The sequence below is a fragment of the Salinarimonas chemoclinalis genome (genome assembly GCF_041514305.1).
Taxonomy (GTDB): Bacteria; Pseudomonadota; Alphaproteobacteria; order Rhizobiales; family Beijerinckiaceae; genus Salinarimonas; species Salinarimonas chemoclinalis.
The window spans coordinates 21588-37665 of the sequence record NZ_JBGMWH010000028.1 but is presented as its reverse complement, the minus strand read 5'-3'; the positions used below and the strand labels follow the sequence as shown (position 1 = coordinate 37665).

Below are 16078 nucleotides of genomic sequence, written 5' to 3'. Positions count from 1 at the left end.
GCGCGTTTCGCCCCCGGTTGGAAAACCCCCTCCCGCTGCTTAAGTCACCATCCAACGCCGATCGCCCGAACCGGAGCGCACCGAAGTGTCCCACGACGATCCCGCCGCCCCGCGCATGCACGCCACGACGATCCTCATGGTCCGCAAGGACGGCAAGCTCGTCGTCGGCGGGGACGGGCAGGTGAGCCTCGGGCAGACGATCGTGAAGGGCAACGCCCGCAAGGTGCGCACGCTCGCCAAGGGCGCGGTGATCGGCGGCTTCGCCGGCGCCACCGCCGACGCCTTCACGCTGTTCGAGCGGCTGGAGGCCAAGCTCGAGCAATATCCCGGGCAGCTCGTGCGCGCCTGCGTCGAGCTCACCAAGGATTGGCGCACGGACCGCTACCTGCGCCGGCTGGAAGCCATGATGCTCGTCGCCGACAAGGACGTCGGCCTGCTGCTCTCCGGCGCCGGCGACGTGCTCGAGCCGGAGGCGGGCGTGATGGCGATCGGGTCGGGCGGCAACTACGCGCTCGCCGCCGCCCGCGCGCTGATGGACACCGATCTCGACGCGGAGACCGTCGTGCGCCGCTCGCTGCGGATCGCGGCGGACATCTGCGTCTACACCAACGGCAACCTCGTCATCGAGAGCCTGGAGAGCGCCGTCTGATGGCGCGCGCGCCGGCAATGGCCGTGCCCCTACGCCTCGGCGCAGGAGGGCATGGCGTCGAGCGTCGCCGCGAGCGCGGGCGGGAGGCCGGACGTGTCGGCGCGCATGGCGATGCAGCCGGCCCTCCCCTCGGCGACGATCGCGGGCTTGCCGTTGGCGTCGAACACCCGCCAGAGATCGGCCTTCTCCGCGTAGGCGGGAAGATTGGCGAGGGAGCGCGTCCAGCGCCGGCGGGCCTCGACCTCCGGCACGTCGTGGCCGCCCTCGGCGACCCGGCGGGCGATGCGCTGCAGGCACGTCTCCACCATCGCGACGCCGAAGTAGAGGATGACGACCTCCATGCCGGCCGCACGCGCGGTGTCGACCGTGCGCAGATGCGTCCGTCCCGCCAGCGTCGTCTCGAGCGAGAACGAACGTCGCGCGGCGATCAGGTCGTCGATCAGCCCCACCGCCATGCGCGACGCCCGGATGCGGCCCTTCTCCACATTGAGGGGAGAGATGCCGCGCGCCAGCTCGTCGAGGTTGACGAACTCGTCCGAGCCCGACACCGCCCGGATGTGCCGGAAGGCGTAGGTCGTCTTCCCCACCCCGTTCGCCCCGGCGATCAGCCACAGTCTCGCAGCCATCGCGTTCCCCTCCTCACCGCGCACCGATCATCACAGGATCCGGCATGACCACCTTCTCCCCCCGCGAGATCGTCTCCGAACTCGATCGTTACATCGTCGGGCAGACGGACGCCAAGCGCGCGGTCGCCATCGCGCTGCGCAACCGCTGGCGCCGCCAGCAGCTCACCGGCCCGATCCGGGACGAGGTGATGCCCAAGAACATCCTCATGATCGGCCCCACCGGCTGCGGCAAGACCGAGATCGCGCGCCGCCTCGCCAAGCTCGCCAAGGCGCCCTTCCTCAAGGTCGAGGCGACCAAGTTCACCGAGGTGGGCTATGTCGGGCGCGACGTCGAGCAGATCGTGCGCGACCTCGTCGAGATCGGCATCGGCCTCGTCAAGGAGGAGCGCCGGCGCGCGGTGAAGGCCAAGGCGGAGATGGCGGCCGAGGACCGGGTGCTCGACGCCCTCGTCGGCCCCGGCTCGGGCCAGGCGACGCGGGATTCCTTCCGCAAGAAGCTGCGCGCGGGCCTGCTCGACGACAAGGAGATCGAGCTCGAGATGCAGGCGGGCGGGGGCGGCGTGCCGATGCTGGAGCTGCCGGGCATGCCCGGCGCCTCGGTGGGCGCGATCTCGCTGGGCGACATGTTCGGGAAGGCCTTCGGCGGGCGCACCAAGCCGCGGCGGCTCACCGTGAAGGACGCCTACGAGCCGTTGATCGCCGAGGAGAGCGACAAGCTGCTCGACCAGGAGGCGCTCGTCGCCGACGCCATCCGCGAGGTGGAGAACGCCGGCATCGTCTTCCTCGACGAGATCGACAAGGTCTGCGCCCGCGAGGGTCGCTCGGGCGCCGACGTCTCGCGCGAGGGCGTGCAGCGCGACCTGCTGCCCTTGATCGAGGGTACCACCGTCGCGACCAAGCACGGGCCGGTGAAGACCGACCACATCCTGTTCATCGCGTCGGGCGCCTTCCACGTCTCCAAGCCCTCCGACCTCCTGCCGGAGTTGCAGGGGCGCCTGCCGATCCGCGTCGAGCTCTCCCCGCTCGACGTCGACGACTTCCGCCGCATCCTCACCGAGACCGAGGCGAGCCTGATCAAGCAGTCGGTGGCACTGCTGGCGACGGAGGGCGTCACGCTGGCCTTCACCGACGACGGCATCGACGCGCTCGCCCGCATCGCGGTGGAGGTGAACTCCAACGTCGAGAACATCGGCGCCCGCCGCCTCCAGACGGTGATCGAGCGCACGCTGGACGAGATTTCCTTCTCCGCCTCCGAGAAGGGCGGTGAGACGGTGACGATCGACGGGGACTACGTCCGCACCCGGGTGGCGGACCTGGCGAAGAACGCGGACCTGAGCCGGTTCATCCTGTGAGGCGAGGCGGCGCGCCGCCGCGTCAGGCGAGCCCCGCGAAGGGCAGGAGCGAGAGCGCGATCAGGAACACGACGCCCGCGACGATCGTCGTCCAGATCGCCTTCTCGACGAGCGCCGGCGCCACCGGCGCGCCCGGCTCGGTGCCGGGGATCATCTCGGTCGTCTCGTGCTGGCTGCGCACGCCGAAGGGCAGCACGGCGAAGAGCATGATCCACCACACGACGAAGTAGAACGCCAGCGCGCCGGTGATGCCGGTCCCGAACAGGACCATGCCGAGCGCGACCGAGAGCGCGATCAGCGCCACGATCACGGTCACGGCGGCGGGGAGCGACGTGGCCAACAGCTTCACGGTGTCGACGGGCGAGCGCATCGTCTCAGGCCTGTTCCAGCTCGACGAGGGTACCGCAGAAGTCCTTCGGGTGCAGGAACAGCACCGGCTTGCCGTGGGCGCCGATCTTCGGCTCGCCGCCGCCCAGGACCCGCGCGCCGTCCGCGATCAGCTTGTCGCGGGCGGCGATGATGTCCTCCACCTCGTAGCAGACGTGGTGGATGCCGCCGTCGGCGTTGCGCTCCAGGAACTTCGCGATCGGGCTGTCCGCGCCCAGCGGCTCGAGCAGCTCGATCTTGGTGTTGGGCAGCGTGATGAACACGGTCGTCACCCCGTGCTCCCGCTGCTCGACCGGCGCGGAGACCTCCGCGCCGAGCGTGTCGCGGTAGACGGCGCTCGCCTTGGCGATGTCGGCGACCGCGATCGCCACGTGGTTCAGCCGGCCGATCATCGCGCCCGTCCCTCCCATGCTGGTGTTGACCTCGTCATACCTCGACGACGAGGACGTGGCACGCGGGCTTTTTGCCCCATTGCCCATTGACCGCCGAGCGCACCGCGCGGGCGACCGCCGTCTCGACGAAGTCGCTGTCGCGGCGCTTGCCCCGCGGCAGCCCGTCCAGCGTGCGCCCGATGGCGTCGGCGACGATGTCGATGATCTCCTCGCCGGCCTTGGTGAGCAGCGGCAGGCCCATCACGTCGACCGCCGGGTCGCCCTGGATCTCGCCGCGGGCGTCGATGGCGATCGCCACCGTGACGATGCCCGACGCCGCGAGCTTGCGCCGCTCGGGGAGCGCGCGGTCGTCCTCGGCGACGACGATGTCGCCGTCCTTGTAGAGCCGCCCGACCTTGACGTGGTCGACCACCTCCGGCGTGCCCGGGGCGAGGCGCACCATCGCACCGTCCTTGGCCACGACGACGTGGGGCACGCCGCAGGAGCGGGCGAAGCGGGCGTGCTCGGCGATGTGCACCGCCTCGCCGTGGGCGGGGATGACGCAGGCGGGGCGCAGCCAATCGTACATCATGCGCATCTCGCCCCGGCGCGGGTGTCCGGAGACGTGGACGAGGCCGTCCGCGTCCGTGACGATGCCGATGCCCGCCGTGGCGAGCTGGTTCATGATCGCGCCGATGGCCTTCTCGTTGCCGGGGATCTGGCGCGAGGAGAACACGACCCGGTCGCCGGGGGCGAGCGCGATCGCCGGGTGGTCGTCCCGGGCGATACGCGCGAGCGCCGCGCGCGGCTCGCCCTGCGAGCCGGTGAGCAGCACGACCACCTTGTCGCGCTGGAGCCGGTCGTAGGCGTCCGCCGAACGGAAGGGCTTGATGCCGTCGAGATAGCCGAGCTCGCGTGCCACGATGGCGACGCGCTCCATCGCCCGGCCGACCAGCACGACCTCGCGGCCGCACTCCTCCGCCGCGATCGCCACCGCGCGCAGGCGCGCCACGTTCGAGGCGAAGGTGGTCACCGCCACGCGGTAGGGCGAGGCCTTGATCACCTCGGCGAGCCCCTCGGCAACCGCCTGCTCGCTGGGGCTCACGCCCTCGCGCATGACGTTGGTGGAATCCGAGATCGCGGCGATGACGCCCTCGTCCCCAAGCTTGCGGAAGTCCGCCTCGTCGGTGATGTCGCCGGCGGTCGGCGTCATGTCGATCTTCCAGTCGCCGGTATGCACGACGAGTCCCGCCGGCGAGCGGATGGCCAGCGCGTGCGATTCCGGGATGGAGTGCGCGACGGGGATGTACTCGATCGAGAACGGCCCGGCCTCGGTGCGCCGGCGCGGCTCGACCACCCGGATGTCGATCTTCGGCGCGCCCGGCTCGCCCAGGCGGCGCGCCTCGAGCAGGTTCGCGGCGAAGCGCGTCATGTAGACCGGCACCTTCAGGCGCGGCCACAGGTCGATCAGCGCACCGATGTGATCCTCGTGCGCGTGGGTGATGAAGATCGCGGCGAGCTGCTTCCTGCGCTGCTCGATCCAGCCGATGTCCGGCAGGACGAGATCGACGCCCGGCGCCTCCTCGCCCGCGAAGCTCAGCCCGCAATCCACCATGACGAATCGCTGGTCGCCCCGCGGCCCGAAGCCGTAGAGCGCCGCATTCATGCCGATCTCGCCCAGCCCGCCCAGCGGCAGGAAGACGAGCTCGTTGTTCTGGTCAGCCATGTGTCCGTGTCACCTTCGTCCTTCGTGTGGGTGCGAACCCCGTCATTCGCCATCGTCACGGGAGATGATCGTCATGTCGCCGGCCTCGATCGTCTCGATGCCGGCCTCCGTCTCGAGGAGGAGGCGGCCCTGGCCGTCGAGCCCGGCCACCCTCCCCCGCAGAAATCCATCGGCGACGCGCACGCGGGCGCCGCCCTCTCGCCCCGCGGCCTGCGCCAGCCACGCCTCCCGTATACGCGCGAGCCGCGCTCCGGGGTCCGCGGCCGCGAAGGCGGCGAGGCGCTCGGCCAGCGCGTCCGACAGCGCGAGGAACAGGCGCTCGCGCCCGACCCCCGGCGCGACGTCGGCGAGGCGCGCCACCGGATAGGGCGCGTGCGTCGGCGCACCGGCGACGTTGACGCCGAAGCCCATCACCAGCCCCGCCCGCCCGTCGGGGCGCGCCACCCCGTCGAGCAGGATACCAGCCAGCTTCCCACCGTCGAGCAGAAGGTCGTTGGGCCACTTCAGGGCGAAGCGGCCGGCGGCCCGCTGCGGCGCGACGGCGCGCACGGCGTCCAGGAGCGCGAGCCCGGCGAGGTAGCCGAGCTGCGGCGCCTCGCGCATCGGGCAGGGCGCCACCAGCGCCAGGGACGCGTGGAGGTTCCCCTCCGGCGACGCCCAGGCCCGCCCGAGGCGCCCGCGTCCCGCCTCCTGGCGCGCGGCGACGATCCACAGCGGCCCGGATGCGCCGGCGCGCAGCGCGGCGGCGGCATCGTCGTTGGTCGACCCCGTGAGTGCGCGCGCCTCGAGGGCGTATCCGAGCGCGCGGGCGTGCGGCGAGAGCTCCACCCGCTCAGGACAACGATTGCGCGGCGATCAGCGCCGCCGCGAAGAGCGGCGCCGGCACCAGCCAGAAGATCAGGTTGAACACGCTCGACACGACCATGACCCCGCCGAGCGGTGCCGGCATCGGGTCGAAGGGCGCCACCGGCTCGTCGAAATACATGACCTTGACGATGCGCAGATAGTAGTACGCGCCCGGCACGCTCGCCACCACCGCGATCACGGCGAGGATTGCGAGGCCCGCCTCCACCGCCGCGAGGAAGACGTAGAGCTTGGCGAAGAAGCCGGCGAGCGGGGGGATGCCCGCGAGCGAGAGCACCACGGCCGCGAGGCAGAAGGCGAGGCCGGGGTGGTGCTTGTGGACACCGGCGAGGTCGGAGATGTCCTCGAGCACGACGCCGCCACGGCGCATGCCCAGGATGCAGGCGAAGCCGCCGAGCGTCAGCACGAGGTAGATCGCCATGTAGATGAGCACGCCCTGCACGCCGGCCTCCGTGCCGGCGGCGAGGCCGACGAGCGCGAAGCCGACGTTGCCGATGGAGGAGTACGCCATCAGGCGCTTGAGGTTCGTCTGCCCGATCGCGGCGAAGGAGCCGAGGATCACCGAGGCGAGCGAGATGAAGATCACGATCTGCCGCCACTCGTCGACGATCGTCGGGAAGGCGTCCATGAACAGGCGCACGGCCAGCGCCATCGCCGCCATCTTCGGCGCGGAGGCGAAGAAGGCGGTGACCGGCGTCGGCGCGCCCTCGTAGACGTCCGGCGTCCACATGTGGAACGGCACGGCCGAGATCTTGAAGGCGACGCCGGCGGCGACGAAGACGAGGCCGAAAATCGCGCCCGTCGAGGCGCCTCCGGCGAGCGCGAGTTGGATGCCCTCGAAGGAGACGGTGCCCGTGAAGCCGTAGACCAGCGAGGCGCCGTAGAGCAGCAGGCCCGAGGACAGCGCGCCGAGCACGAAGTACTTGAGGCCGGCCTCGGTGGAGCGCCCGTCGTCGCGGTGGAGCGAGGCGATGACGTAGGCGGCCAGCGACTGCAGCTCGAGGCCCATGTAGAGCGCGATCAGGTCGCCCGCGGAGACCATCACCATCATGCCGATCGTGGCGAGCACGATCAGGATCGGGTACTCGAACCGGTCGATGCCCAGCCGCCGGAAGTGGTCGTGGGACATCATCAGCGCCGTGATCGAGCCGATCAGCACGAGCACCTTGAAGAAGCGCGCGAAGGCGTCGTTCACGAAGGCGCCGAAGAAGGTCACCTGCGTCTCGGCCGGCGCGAGGAAGACGAGCGCCAGCGACACCAGCATGAGCCCGATCGCGCCGGCCGAGACGAGCGCCGTCGAGCGCTCGCCGCGGAAGGCGCCGATCAGCACGAGAACGAGCGCGCCCGCCGCCAGCACGATCTCCGGCAGGGCCGGGCCGAGCGCGGGGACGGGGAAGACGGGGAGCGGGACGGCCGATTCGGGCAGCATGTCAGGTCCTCACTGCGCGCCGGCGAGGGCGGTGGCCGCCCCCTCGAGCGCGGGCGCGGCAGCCCGCAGCACGGCTTCCGTCGGCGCCGCGAAGGCGTCGAGGATCGGCTGCGGCTGGACGCCGTAATAGATGACGAGCAGGACGAGCGGGGCGAGCAGCACGATCTCGCGACGCGTCAGGTCCGGCAGGGCGGCGAGCGCGGGCTTCTCCAGCGGGCCGTTCATCACCCGCCAGTAGAGCCACAGTGCGTAGGCGGCCGAGAGGATGACGCCGAAGGCGGCGAAGAACGCCACCCAGAAATTCGCCTGGAAGGCGCCCATCATGGTCAGGAACTCGCCGACGAAGCCCGACGTGCCGGGCAGGCCCACGTTCGCCATGGTCAGCGTCAGGAAGACGATGGCGTAGAGCGGCATCCTGCTCGTGAGGCCGCCGAAGGCGGCGATCTCGCGGGTGTGCATGCGGTCGTAGATCACGCCGACGCACAGGAACAGCGCCCCCGATATCAGCCCGTGCGAGACCATCTGGAACATGGCGCCCTCGATGCCCTGCGGGGTCATCGTGAACAGGCCCATGGTGACGAAGCCCATGTGCGCCACCGACGAGTAGGCGATGAGCTTCTTCATGTCCTCCTGCATCAGCGCGACGAGGGAGGTGTAGATGATCGCGATCACCGAGAGCGTGAACACGAGCGGCGCGAACTCCACCGACGCGTCCGGGAACATCGGCAGCGAGAAGCGCACGAAGCCGTAGCCGCCCATCTTCAAGAGGATGCCGGCCAGGATCACGGAGCCCGCGGTCGGCGCCTCGACGTGGGCGTCCGGCAGCCAGGTGTGGACCGGCCACATCGGCATCTTCACCGCGAACGAGGCGAAGAAGGCGAGCCACAGCCACCATTGCAGGGAGGGATCGAAGCCGAAGGCGAGCAGGCGCTCGATGTCGGACGTGCCCGCCGTCCAGTACATCGCGATCATCGCGATGAGCATCAGCACGGAGCCGAGCAGTGTGTAGAGGAAGAACTTGAACGAGGCGTAGATGCGCCGCTTGCCGCCCCAGATGCCGATGATGAGGAACATCGGGATCAGAACCGCCTCGAAGAAGATGTAGAACAGGAACAGATCGAGCGCCACGAAGACGCCGATCATCAGCGTCTCGAGCACCAGGAAGGCGACCATGTACTCCTTCACCCGCTTCGTGATCGTCTCGAACGAGGCGAGGATGCAGAACGGCATCAGGAAGGCGGTGAGCAGCACGAACGGCATCGAGAAGCCGTCGACGCCGAGCTTGAAGGCGATCTCCGGCGAGATCCAGGCGTGGCTCTCGACGAGCTGGAAGCCCGGCAGGGCGGTGTCGAAGCGCGCCCAGGCGACGAGCGCCAGCAGGAAGGTGACGACCGTGGTCGCCAAGGCGGCCCAGCGCACGTTGGAGAGCGTCGCCTCGTCCTCGCCGCGCTGGACGAGGATGAAGGCCGCGCCGACGAGCGGGAGGACGAGGAGCCCGAAGAGTATGCCGAAGCCGAACATCAGCGGGCTCCCGTGACGAGATACCAGGTGACCAGCGCCGCGACGCCGATCATCATGACGAAGGCGTAGTGGTAGATGTACCCGGTCTGCAGCCGCACGACCCAGGAGGTCGCATCGAGCACGCGGGCGGAGACGCCGTCGGGACCGAGCCCGTCGATCACCTTGCCGTCGCCGGTGCGCCACAGGAAGCGGCCGAGCCTCTTGGCCGGGCGCACGAACAGCATGTCGTAGAGCTCGTCCACGTACCACTTGTTCAGCAGGAAGCGGTAGAGCACCGGGTGCCGGGCCGCGAGGCGCACCGGCACGGACTTGTCGCGGATGTACATCCAGAACGCCAGGGCGAAGCCGATCACCATGGCGACGAAGGGCGACCACACGACCCAGGCCGGGACGTAGTGGAAGTCCTCCATGATCGTGTTGCCCTCGCGGGTGTAGATCGCGCCTTCCCAGAACTGCCGCCAGTCGTCGCCGACGAAGCTCTCCTTGAACAGGAAGCCCGCCGCGAGCGCGCCGACCGCCAGGATGCCGAGCGGGATCGTCATCACGAGCGGGCTCTCGTGCGGCGCGTGCCCGTGACCGTGCCCGTGGCCGTGGCCGCCGTGCTCGTGCGCGGCCGCGCTCGCCGGCTCGAGGTCCCGGTCGTGGGCGCCGTGGTCGACGCCCTCGTGATCGTGGTGCCCTCCGGAGGCGTGTGCGGAGTCCCCATGGCCGGCCCAGCGCGGCGCGCCCTCGAAGGCGAGGAAGAACAGGCGCCAGGAGTAGAACGAGGTGAACAGCGCCGCGATCACGGTGGCCACGAAGGCGACGTCGCCCGCCGTCGTCGGCGACGCGTAGGCGGCCTCGATCACCGCGTCCTTCGAGTAGTAGCCCGCGGTGAAGGGGAAGCCCGTGAGCGCCAGCGTCCCGATCGCCATCATCGCGGCGGTGAAGGGGATGTGGCGGCGCAGGCCCCCCATGTTGCGCAGGTCCTGCTCGTGGTGCAGCGCGTGGATGACCGAGCCCGCGCCGAGGAAGAGCAGCGCCTTGAAGAAGGCGTGCGTGAACAGGTGGAACACGCCCACGCCGTAGGCGCCGACGCCCAGCGCCACGAACATGTAGCCGAGCTGCGAGCAGGTCGAATAGGCGATCACGCGCTTGATGTCGTTCTGCACGAGCCCGACGGTGGCCGCGAAGAAGGCGGTGAGTGCGCCGATGTAGGTGACGACCGTGAGCGCGAGGGGCGTGTACTCGTAGAGCGGCGACATGCGCGCCACCAGGAACACGCCCGCCGTCACCATGGTCGCGGCGTGGATCAGCGCGGAGACCGGGGTCGGGCCCTCCATCGCGTCCGGCAGCCAGGTGTGCAGCAGGAACTGCGCCGACTTGCCCATCGCGCCCATGAACAGGAGCAGCGCCGCGAGCTCGAGCGCGCCGACGTTGGACAGCCCGAGCAGCACCGGCCCCTCGCCGCCCTCGGCGTAGGCGGCGATCTGCGCGAAGATCTCCTCGAACTGCACCGAGCCGAACAGGAAGAACACCGCGAAGATGCCCAGCGCGAAGCCGAAATCGCCCACGCGGTTGACGACGAAGGCCTTGAGCGCGGCGGCGTTGGCCGAGGGCTTCTGGTACCAGAAGCCGATCAGCAGGTAGGAGGCGAGACCCACGCCCTCCCAGCCGAAGAACATCTGGACGAGGTTGTCCGACGTCACCAGCATGAGCATGGCGAAGGTGAACAGCGACAGGTAAGCGAAGAACCGCGGCCGCGACGGGTCCTCGTGCATGTAGCCGATCGAGTAGAGGTGCACGAGCGCCGAGACGGTGTTGACGACGACGAGCATCACCACGGTGAGCGTGTCGATCCGGAACGCCCAGTCGACCGAGAGCCCGCCCGAGACCATCCAGGTCGCCACCTGGACGCGGAAGACGTTCGGCCCCTCGCCCATCGCCACGTCGAAGAAGGCGACCCAGGACAGGGCCGCCGAGACGACGAGGAGCGCCGTCGTGACGATCTCGCTCGGGCGCGCGCCGATGAAGCGGCCGAAGATGCCGGCGACGAGGAAGCCGAGCAGCGGCAGGAAGACGATCGCTTGGTACATGGCGCGGCCTTCAGCCCTTCATCGTGTTGATGTCTTCCACCGCGATCGTGCCGCGGTTGCGGAAGAAGATGACCAGGATCGCGAGGCCGATCGCCGCCTCCGCCGCCGCGACCGTCAGCACGAACAGCGCGAAGACCTGGCCGACGATGTCGTTCAGGAAGGCGGAGAAGGCGACGAGGTTGATGTTCACGGCGAGCAGGATGAGCTCGACCGACATCAGGATGACGATCACGTTGCGCCGGTTGAGGAAGATGCCCACCACGCCGAGCGTGAACAGGATCGCGGCGACGGTGAGGAAGTGGGTCAGGCCGATCATCGCGCGTCCTCCTCAGGCGTCTTCGCGGGGGCGGACGGGGGCGGGCACGCCGGATCCGGATCCGAGCCCCTCGCCGATCGGCGGCGACGTCATGCCGATCGCCTCCTCCTTCGTGCGCGCGGCCTGACGCGCCGCGTCCTGGCGCTTCACACCGACGCGATCGCGCAGGGTGAGGACGATGGCGCCGATCATGGCGACGAGCAGGATCAGGCCCGAGAGCTGGAAGAAGTAGACGTAGCGGGTGTAGAGCACCGAGCCGAGCGCGGCGGTGTTCGTCATCACCGGCACCTCGCCGGCGACCGGCTGGGCGGCGAGCAGCGCCGGGTCGACGGCGTAGGTCGTGACCACCAGGATCAGCTCGACGAGGAAGATCACCCCCACCGTGGCGCCGATCGGCAGGTATTGCAGCACCCCCTGGCGCAGGCTGGCGAAGTCGATGTCGAGCAGCATGATGACGAACAGGAACAGCACCGCCACGGCGCCGACGTAGACGACGATCAGGATCATCGCCAGGAACTCGGCCCCGAGCAGCACGAACAGCCCCGCCGCGTTCACGAAGGCGAGGATGAGGAAGAGCACGGCGTGGACGGGATTGCGGGAGGCGATCACCAGGAAGGCCGAGGCCACCGTGATGCCGGCGAAGAGGTAGAAGAAGGCTGCCGTGACGCTCATGCTCGCTCGCTCGAAGCCCGTGGAGCCGGCCCGCGGGCGGCGTTTGGCGCCCCGCGTCGCGGTGGGCTCTGGAGGAAGCCGCCCGGAGGCTCCGGGCGGCTCGTCTATAGACCCGCGTTCGCAGGCGCACAACCCGATGCGCGCCCGTCCCGCATCGTTCTCAGCGGTACGGCGCGTCGAGCGCGATGTTCTTCGCGATCGCTCTCTCGTAACGCTCGCCGTTCTCGAGCAGCTTCTGCTTGTCGTAGAGCAGCTCCTCGCGGGTCTCGACCGAGAACTCCATGCCGGGACCCTCGACGATCGCGTCGACGGGGCAGGCCTCGGCGCAGAAGCCGCAGTAGATGCACTTGACCATGTCGATGTCGTAGCGGGTCGTGCGACGCGTGCCGTCGTTGCGCCGCGGCCCCGCCTCGATGGTGATCGCCTGCGCCGGGCACACCGCCTCGCAGAGCTTGCAGGCGATGCAGCGCTCCTCCCCGTTGGGGTAGCGGCGCAGCGCGTGCTCGCCCCGGAAGCGCGGCGAGCGCGGGTTCATCTCGAACGGGTAGTTCAGGGTCGCCTTGGGCTTGAAGAAGTAGCGCAGCGACAGCACGAAGGCGGCCGCGAACTCCTTCAGGAACAGCGACTTGGCGCTCTGGTCGAGCTTCATGGCGAAACCTCCTCTCGAGGTCCTCTCGTACGTGTCCGCTCAGCCGCCGAGCGCGCGCCCGGCGAAATAGCCGACGATTGGGAAGGCCACCACGGTCGCGGCGAGGAGCAGCACGCGCAACAGCTTGATGCGCCGCTCGAAATCCGCCTTGTCCGCCGCCGTCTCGCTGTCGTCGAGACGGCGCAGCCGGCCTTCCACCACGCCGGCGACGATCCTGTAGTCCACCCAGCCGACCACGAGGCCGATGAAGGCCCCGATCAGGCCGGCGGGCGAGATCCAGTCCATCCGTCTCAGGCTCCCATGCCCGGGGCGAGCCCCGTGAGCTTGAGCACGAAGGCCACGATCACCACGGCCGCCAGCGACAGGGGCAGGAACACCTTCCAGCCCAGCCGCATCAGCTGGTCGTAGCGGTAGCGCGGCACGAACGCCTTCACCATGGCGAACATGAAGAAGACGAGCGACATCTTGAGGACGAACCAGACGATCCCCGGCACCCAGGTGAAGGGCGCGATCGGGAACGGCGGCAGCCAGCCGCCGAGGAACATGATCGTCATCAAGGCGCACATGGTCATGATGGCCACGTACTCGCCCAGCATGAACAGCAGGTAGGGGGTGGAGGAGTACTCCACCATGAACCCCGCCACGAGCTCGGATTCCGCCTCCGGCAGGTCGAAGGGCGGGCGGTTCGTTTCCGCGAGCGCCGAGATCAGGAAGATCACGAACATCGGGAACAGCCACAGCCAGTACCAGCCGAAGATGCCCCATTCGGAATTCTGCGATTCGACGATCGCGGTGAGGTTCAGAGAGCCGACGCACAGCAGCACCGTGATGATCACGAAGCCGATCGAGACCTCGTAGGAGATCATCTGCGCCGCCGAGCGCAGGGCGCCGAGGAAGGCGTACTTCGAGTTCGAGGCCCAGCCGGCCATGATCACGCCGTAGACCTGCAGCGAGGACACGGCGAAGATGAACAGGATGCCGACGTTGATGTCCGCGATCACCCAGCCCGCGTCGACCGGGATCACCGCCCAGGCGGTGAGCGCCAGGAAGACGAGCACCAGGGGCGCCAGCAGGAACAGCCCCTTGTTCGCCGAGGCCGGGATCACCGGCTCCTTGAGCACGAACTTGAGCAGATCGGCGAAGCTCTGCAGCAGCCCCCACGGCCCGACCACGTTGGGTCCCCGGCGCAGCTGCACCGCCGCCCAGATCTTGCGGTCGGCGTAGAGGACGTAGGCGATGTAGATCATCAGGATCGACATCAGCGCGAAGCTGGCGAGCGCGATGAGCGCGACGTCGAGGGCGGCTTCCCAGAAGGTCATGGTGTGGTATCCGTCCTCACTCGGCCGCTTCCTGCCGCGCGCCTTGGGCGAGCGCCGAGCATTCCGCCATGATCGCCGAGGCGCGGGCGATCGGGTTCGTCAGGTAGAAGTCCGTCACCGGGCTCGCGAAGGGCGCGTTCCCGATCTCCCCGCCGCGCGCCGCGAGCGCGCCGATCGCCGCCGGGTCGGCGGGCGTGATCCGCTCGTCGTCGGCGAGGTGCGGGTGGGCCGCGAACAGCCCCTGGCGCAGCTGCGCCAGCGTGTCGAAGGGCAGACGCGCGCCGAGCACGTCCGAGACCGCGCGCAGGATCGCCCAATCCTCCCGGGCGTCGCCCGGCGGGAAGGCTGCGCGCCAGCCGAATTGCGGGCGCCCCTCGGTGTTGACGTAGAGGCCGTTCTTCTCGGTGTAGGCCGCGCCCGGCAGGATCACGTCGGCGCGATGCGCGCCGCGGTCGCCGTGCGTGCCCTGGTAGATCACGAACGCACGAGTCGGTCCTTCTGCGGCGACCTCGATCTCGTCGGCGCCGAGCAGCCAGACGACGTCCATGGCGCCGGGGGCGGCCATCTCGGCCGCCGTCTTGCCGGCGATGTCGCCGCTTCGGCCGGGCACGAAGCCGATGTCGAGGCCGCCGACGCGCGCCGCCGCCGTGTGCAGCACGGCGAAGCCGTTCCAGCCCTCGGCGATCGCCCCGAAGGTCTGCGCCGCCTTCGCCGCGAGCGCGAGCATCGCCGCGCCGTCCGGCCGCGCCAGCGCGCCCTGGCCGACGATCACGATCGGGCGCTTCGCCGCCTTCAGCTTTTCGGCGAAGGAATGCCGGCCGTCGACGATGTCCTGGAGCGTCTGCGGGCCGGCGCCGAGGTAGTCGTGGTCGTAGGTGAGGTTCGCGGCCTCGCCGACGAGGCCGATGGCGACGGGACCCTGCCGCCAGCGCTTGCGGATGCGCACGTTCACGAGCGAAGCCTCGATGCGCGGGTTGGCGCCCACGATGAGGATCGCGTCCGCCTCCTCGATGCCCTGGATCGTCGGGTTGAAGACGTAGCTCGCGCGCCCGAGCGCCGGATCGAGGGCCGCGCCGTCCTGGCGGCAGTCGAGATTCGGCGAGCCGAGGCCCTGCATCAGCCCCTTCAGCGCCCACATGTCCTCGACCGCGCAGAGATCGCCGGCGATCGCGCCGATGCGCCCCGGGTCCTTGCCCTTCATCGCCCCGGCGATGGCCGCGAAGGCCTCGCTCCAGGAGGCGGGCGCGAGACGCCCGTCGGCGCCGCGCACGTAGGGGCGGTCGAGCCGCTGGCGGCGCAGGCCGTCGACGATGTGGCGCGTCTTGTCGGTGATCCACTCCTCGTTGATCGCCTCGTTGACGCGCGGCAGGATGCGCATCACCTCGCGGCCGCGGGTGTCCACGCGGATCGCGGACCCCACCGCGTCCATGACGTCGACCGATTCGGTCTTGGTCAGCTCCCAGGGGCGGGCGTTGTAGGCGTAGGGCTTCGAGGTCAGCGCGCCGACGGGGCAGAGATCCGCCACGCAGGACTGGAGTTCCGAGCCCATCGCCTTCTCGAGATAGGTCGTGATCTCCATGTCCTCGCCGCGGCCGATGGCGCCGAGATCCGGCACGCCGGCCACCTCGGTGGCGAAGCGCACGCAGCGCGTGCAATGGATGCAGCGGTTCATCCACGTCTTGACGAGCGGGCCGATGTACTTGTCCTCGACCGCGCGCTTGTTCTCGTGGAAGCGCGTCGAGTCGACTCCGTACGCCATCGCCTGGTCCTGGAGGTCGCACTCGCCGCCCTGGTCGCAGATCGGGCAGTCGAGCGGGTGGTTGATGAGGAGGAACTCCATCACCCCCTCGCGCGCCTTCTTGGTGCTCGCCGACTTCGTGTAGACCGTCGGCGGCTCGCCGTTGGGGCCCGGCCGGCAATCCTTCACGCCCCAGGCGCAGGACGCCACGGGCTTGGGCGCGCCCTTCAGCTCGACGAGGCACATGCGGCAATTGCCGGCGATGGACAGCCGCTCGTGGAAGCAGAAACGCGGGATCTCGGCCCCCGCGGCCTCGCAGGCCTGGAGCAGCGTGTACTCGGCGGGGACGTCGACCTCGATGTCGTCGACGATGATCTTGGTCAT

16 protein-coding genes are annotated in these 16078 nt (G+C 69.7%); 2 read left to right on the top strand and 14 right to left on the bottom strand.

The window, feature by feature from the left end:
* Positions 1 to 115: 115 nt before the first annotated feature.
* Positions 116 to 649, top strand: coding sequence for an ATP-dependent protease subunit HslV (gene hslV, locus AB9M23_RS21950; RefSeq protein ID WP_372426813.1), 534 nt, complete (start codon positions 116 to 118; stop codon positions 647 to 649).
* A gap of 29 nt (positions 650 to 678) precedes the next feature.
* Here the strand turns inward: hslV and AB9M23_RS21945 are convergent, their stop codons facing one another.
* On the bottom strand, positions 679 to 1275 hold the full coding sequence (locus AB9M23_RS21945; RefSeq protein ID WP_372426809.1) for an ATPase: 597 nt from the start codon (positions 1273 to 1275) through the stop codon (positions 679 to 681).
* Positions 1276 to 1319: 44 nt separating this feature from the next.
* Here AB9M23_RS21945 and hslU point away from each other — a divergent pair, with 44 nt between their 5' ends.
* A complete protein-coding gene (gene hslU / locus AB9M23_RS21940) occupies positions 1320 to 2627 on the top strand; it encodes an ATP-dependent protease ATPase subunit HslU (protein WP_372426808.1) in 1308 nt (435 codons plus the stop codon).
* 22 nt (positions 2628 to 2649) lie between these two features.
* Here the strand turns inward: hslU and AB9M23_RS21935 are convergent, their stop codons facing one another.
* The 13 genes from AB9M23_RS21935 to nuoG all read right to left on the bottom strand — a co-directional run bounded on the left by AB9M23_RS21935 (position 2650) and on the right by nuoG (position 16078).
* Positions 2650 to 2997: a DUF1467 family protein gene (locus tag AB9M23_RS21935; protein WP_372426807.1), complete on the bottom strand. Its 348-nt coding sequence runs from the start codon at positions 2995 to 2997 to the stop codon at positions 2650 to 2652.
* A gap of 4 nt (positions 2998 to 3001) precedes the next feature.
* Complete coding sequence (mce, locus tag AB9M23_RS21930) at positions 3002 to 3406, bottom strand: methylmalonyl-CoA epimerase (protein ID WP_372426812.1); 405 nt, start codon at positions 3404 to 3406, stop codon at positions 3002 to 3004.
* 34 nt (positions 3407 to 3440) lie between these two features.
* Positions 3441 to 5111: a ribonuclease J gene (locus tag AB9M23_RS21925; RefSeq protein ID WP_372426806.1), complete on the bottom strand. Its 1671-nt coding sequence runs from the start codon at positions 5109 to 5111 to the stop codon at positions 3441 to 3443.
* A 42-nt stretch (positions 5112 to 5153) separates the two neighbouring features.
* Positions 5154 to 5939 (bottom strand): biotin--[acetyl-CoA-carboxylase] ligase, encoded by a 786-nt coding sequence (locus AB9M23_RS21920; protein WP_372426805.1) that lies wholly within the window; start codon positions 5937 to 5939, stop codon positions 5154 to 5156.
* 4 nt (positions 5940 to 5943) lie between these two features.
* The gene (gene nuoN, locus AB9M23_RS21915) at positions 5944 to 7404 is read right to left on the bottom strand and encodes an NADH-quinone oxidoreductase subunit NuoN (protein WP_372426804.1); all 1461 of its coding nucleotides are present in this window, start codon (positions 7402 to 7404) and stop codon (positions 5944 to 5946) included.
* Positions 7405 to 7413: 9 nt separating this feature from the next.
* Positions 7414 to 8925: an NADH-quinone oxidoreductase subunit M gene (locus tag AB9M23_RS21910; protein WP_372426803.1), complete on the bottom strand. Its 1512-nt coding sequence runs from the start codon at positions 8923 to 8925 to the stop codon at positions 7414 to 7416.
* A complete protein-coding gene (nuoL, locus tag AB9M23_RS21905; RefSeq protein ID WP_372426802.1) occupies positions 8925 to 11000 on the bottom strand; it encodes an NADH-quinone oxidoreductase subunit L in 2076 nt (691 codons plus the stop codon). The genes AB9M23_RS21910 and nuoL overlap by 1 nt, the downstream gene beginning before the upstream one ends.
* 10 nt (positions 11001 to 11010) lie before the next feature.
* Positions 11011 to 11316: an NADH-quinone oxidoreductase subunit NuoK gene (nuoK, locus tag AB9M23_RS21900; RefSeq protein WP_372426801.1), complete on the bottom strand. Its 306-nt coding sequence runs from the start codon at positions 11314 to 11316 to the stop codon at positions 11011 to 11013.
* A 12-nt stretch (positions 11317 to 11328) separates the two neighbouring features.
* Positions 11329 to 11988 (bottom strand): NADH-quinone oxidoreductase subunit J, encoded by a 660-nt coding sequence (locus AB9M23_RS21895; RefSeq protein ID WP_372426799.1) that lies wholly within the window; start codon positions 11986 to 11988, stop codon positions 11329 to 11331.
* A gap of 160 nt (positions 11989 to 12148) precedes the next feature.
* On the bottom strand, positions 12149 to 12637 hold the full coding sequence (gene nuoI / locus AB9M23_RS21890; protein WP_029030207.1) for an NADH-quinone oxidoreductase subunit NuoI: 489 nt from the start codon (positions 12635 to 12637) through the stop codon (positions 12149 to 12151).
* Between the two features lie 39 nt (positions 12638 to 12676).
* The gene (locus tag AB9M23_RS21885; RefSeq protein ID WP_372426798.1) at positions 12677 to 12922 is read right to left on the bottom strand and encodes a hypothetical protein; all 246 of its coding nucleotides are present in this window, start codon (positions 12920 to 12922) and stop codon (positions 12677 to 12679) included.
* Between the two features lie 5 nt (positions 12923 to 12927).
* Entirely contained in the window at positions 12928 to 13956 is a 1029-nt protein-coding gene (nuoH, locus tag AB9M23_RS21880) for an NADH-quinone oxidoreductase subunit NuoH (protein WP_372426797.1), read from the bottom strand.
* A 16-nt stretch (positions 13957 to 13972) separates the two neighbouring features.
* On the bottom strand, positions 13973 to 16078 hold the full coding sequence (gene nuoG / locus AB9M23_RS21875) for an NADH-quinone oxidoreductase subunit NuoG (protein WP_372426796.1): 2106 nt from the start codon (positions 16076 to 16078) through the stop codon (positions 13973 to 13975).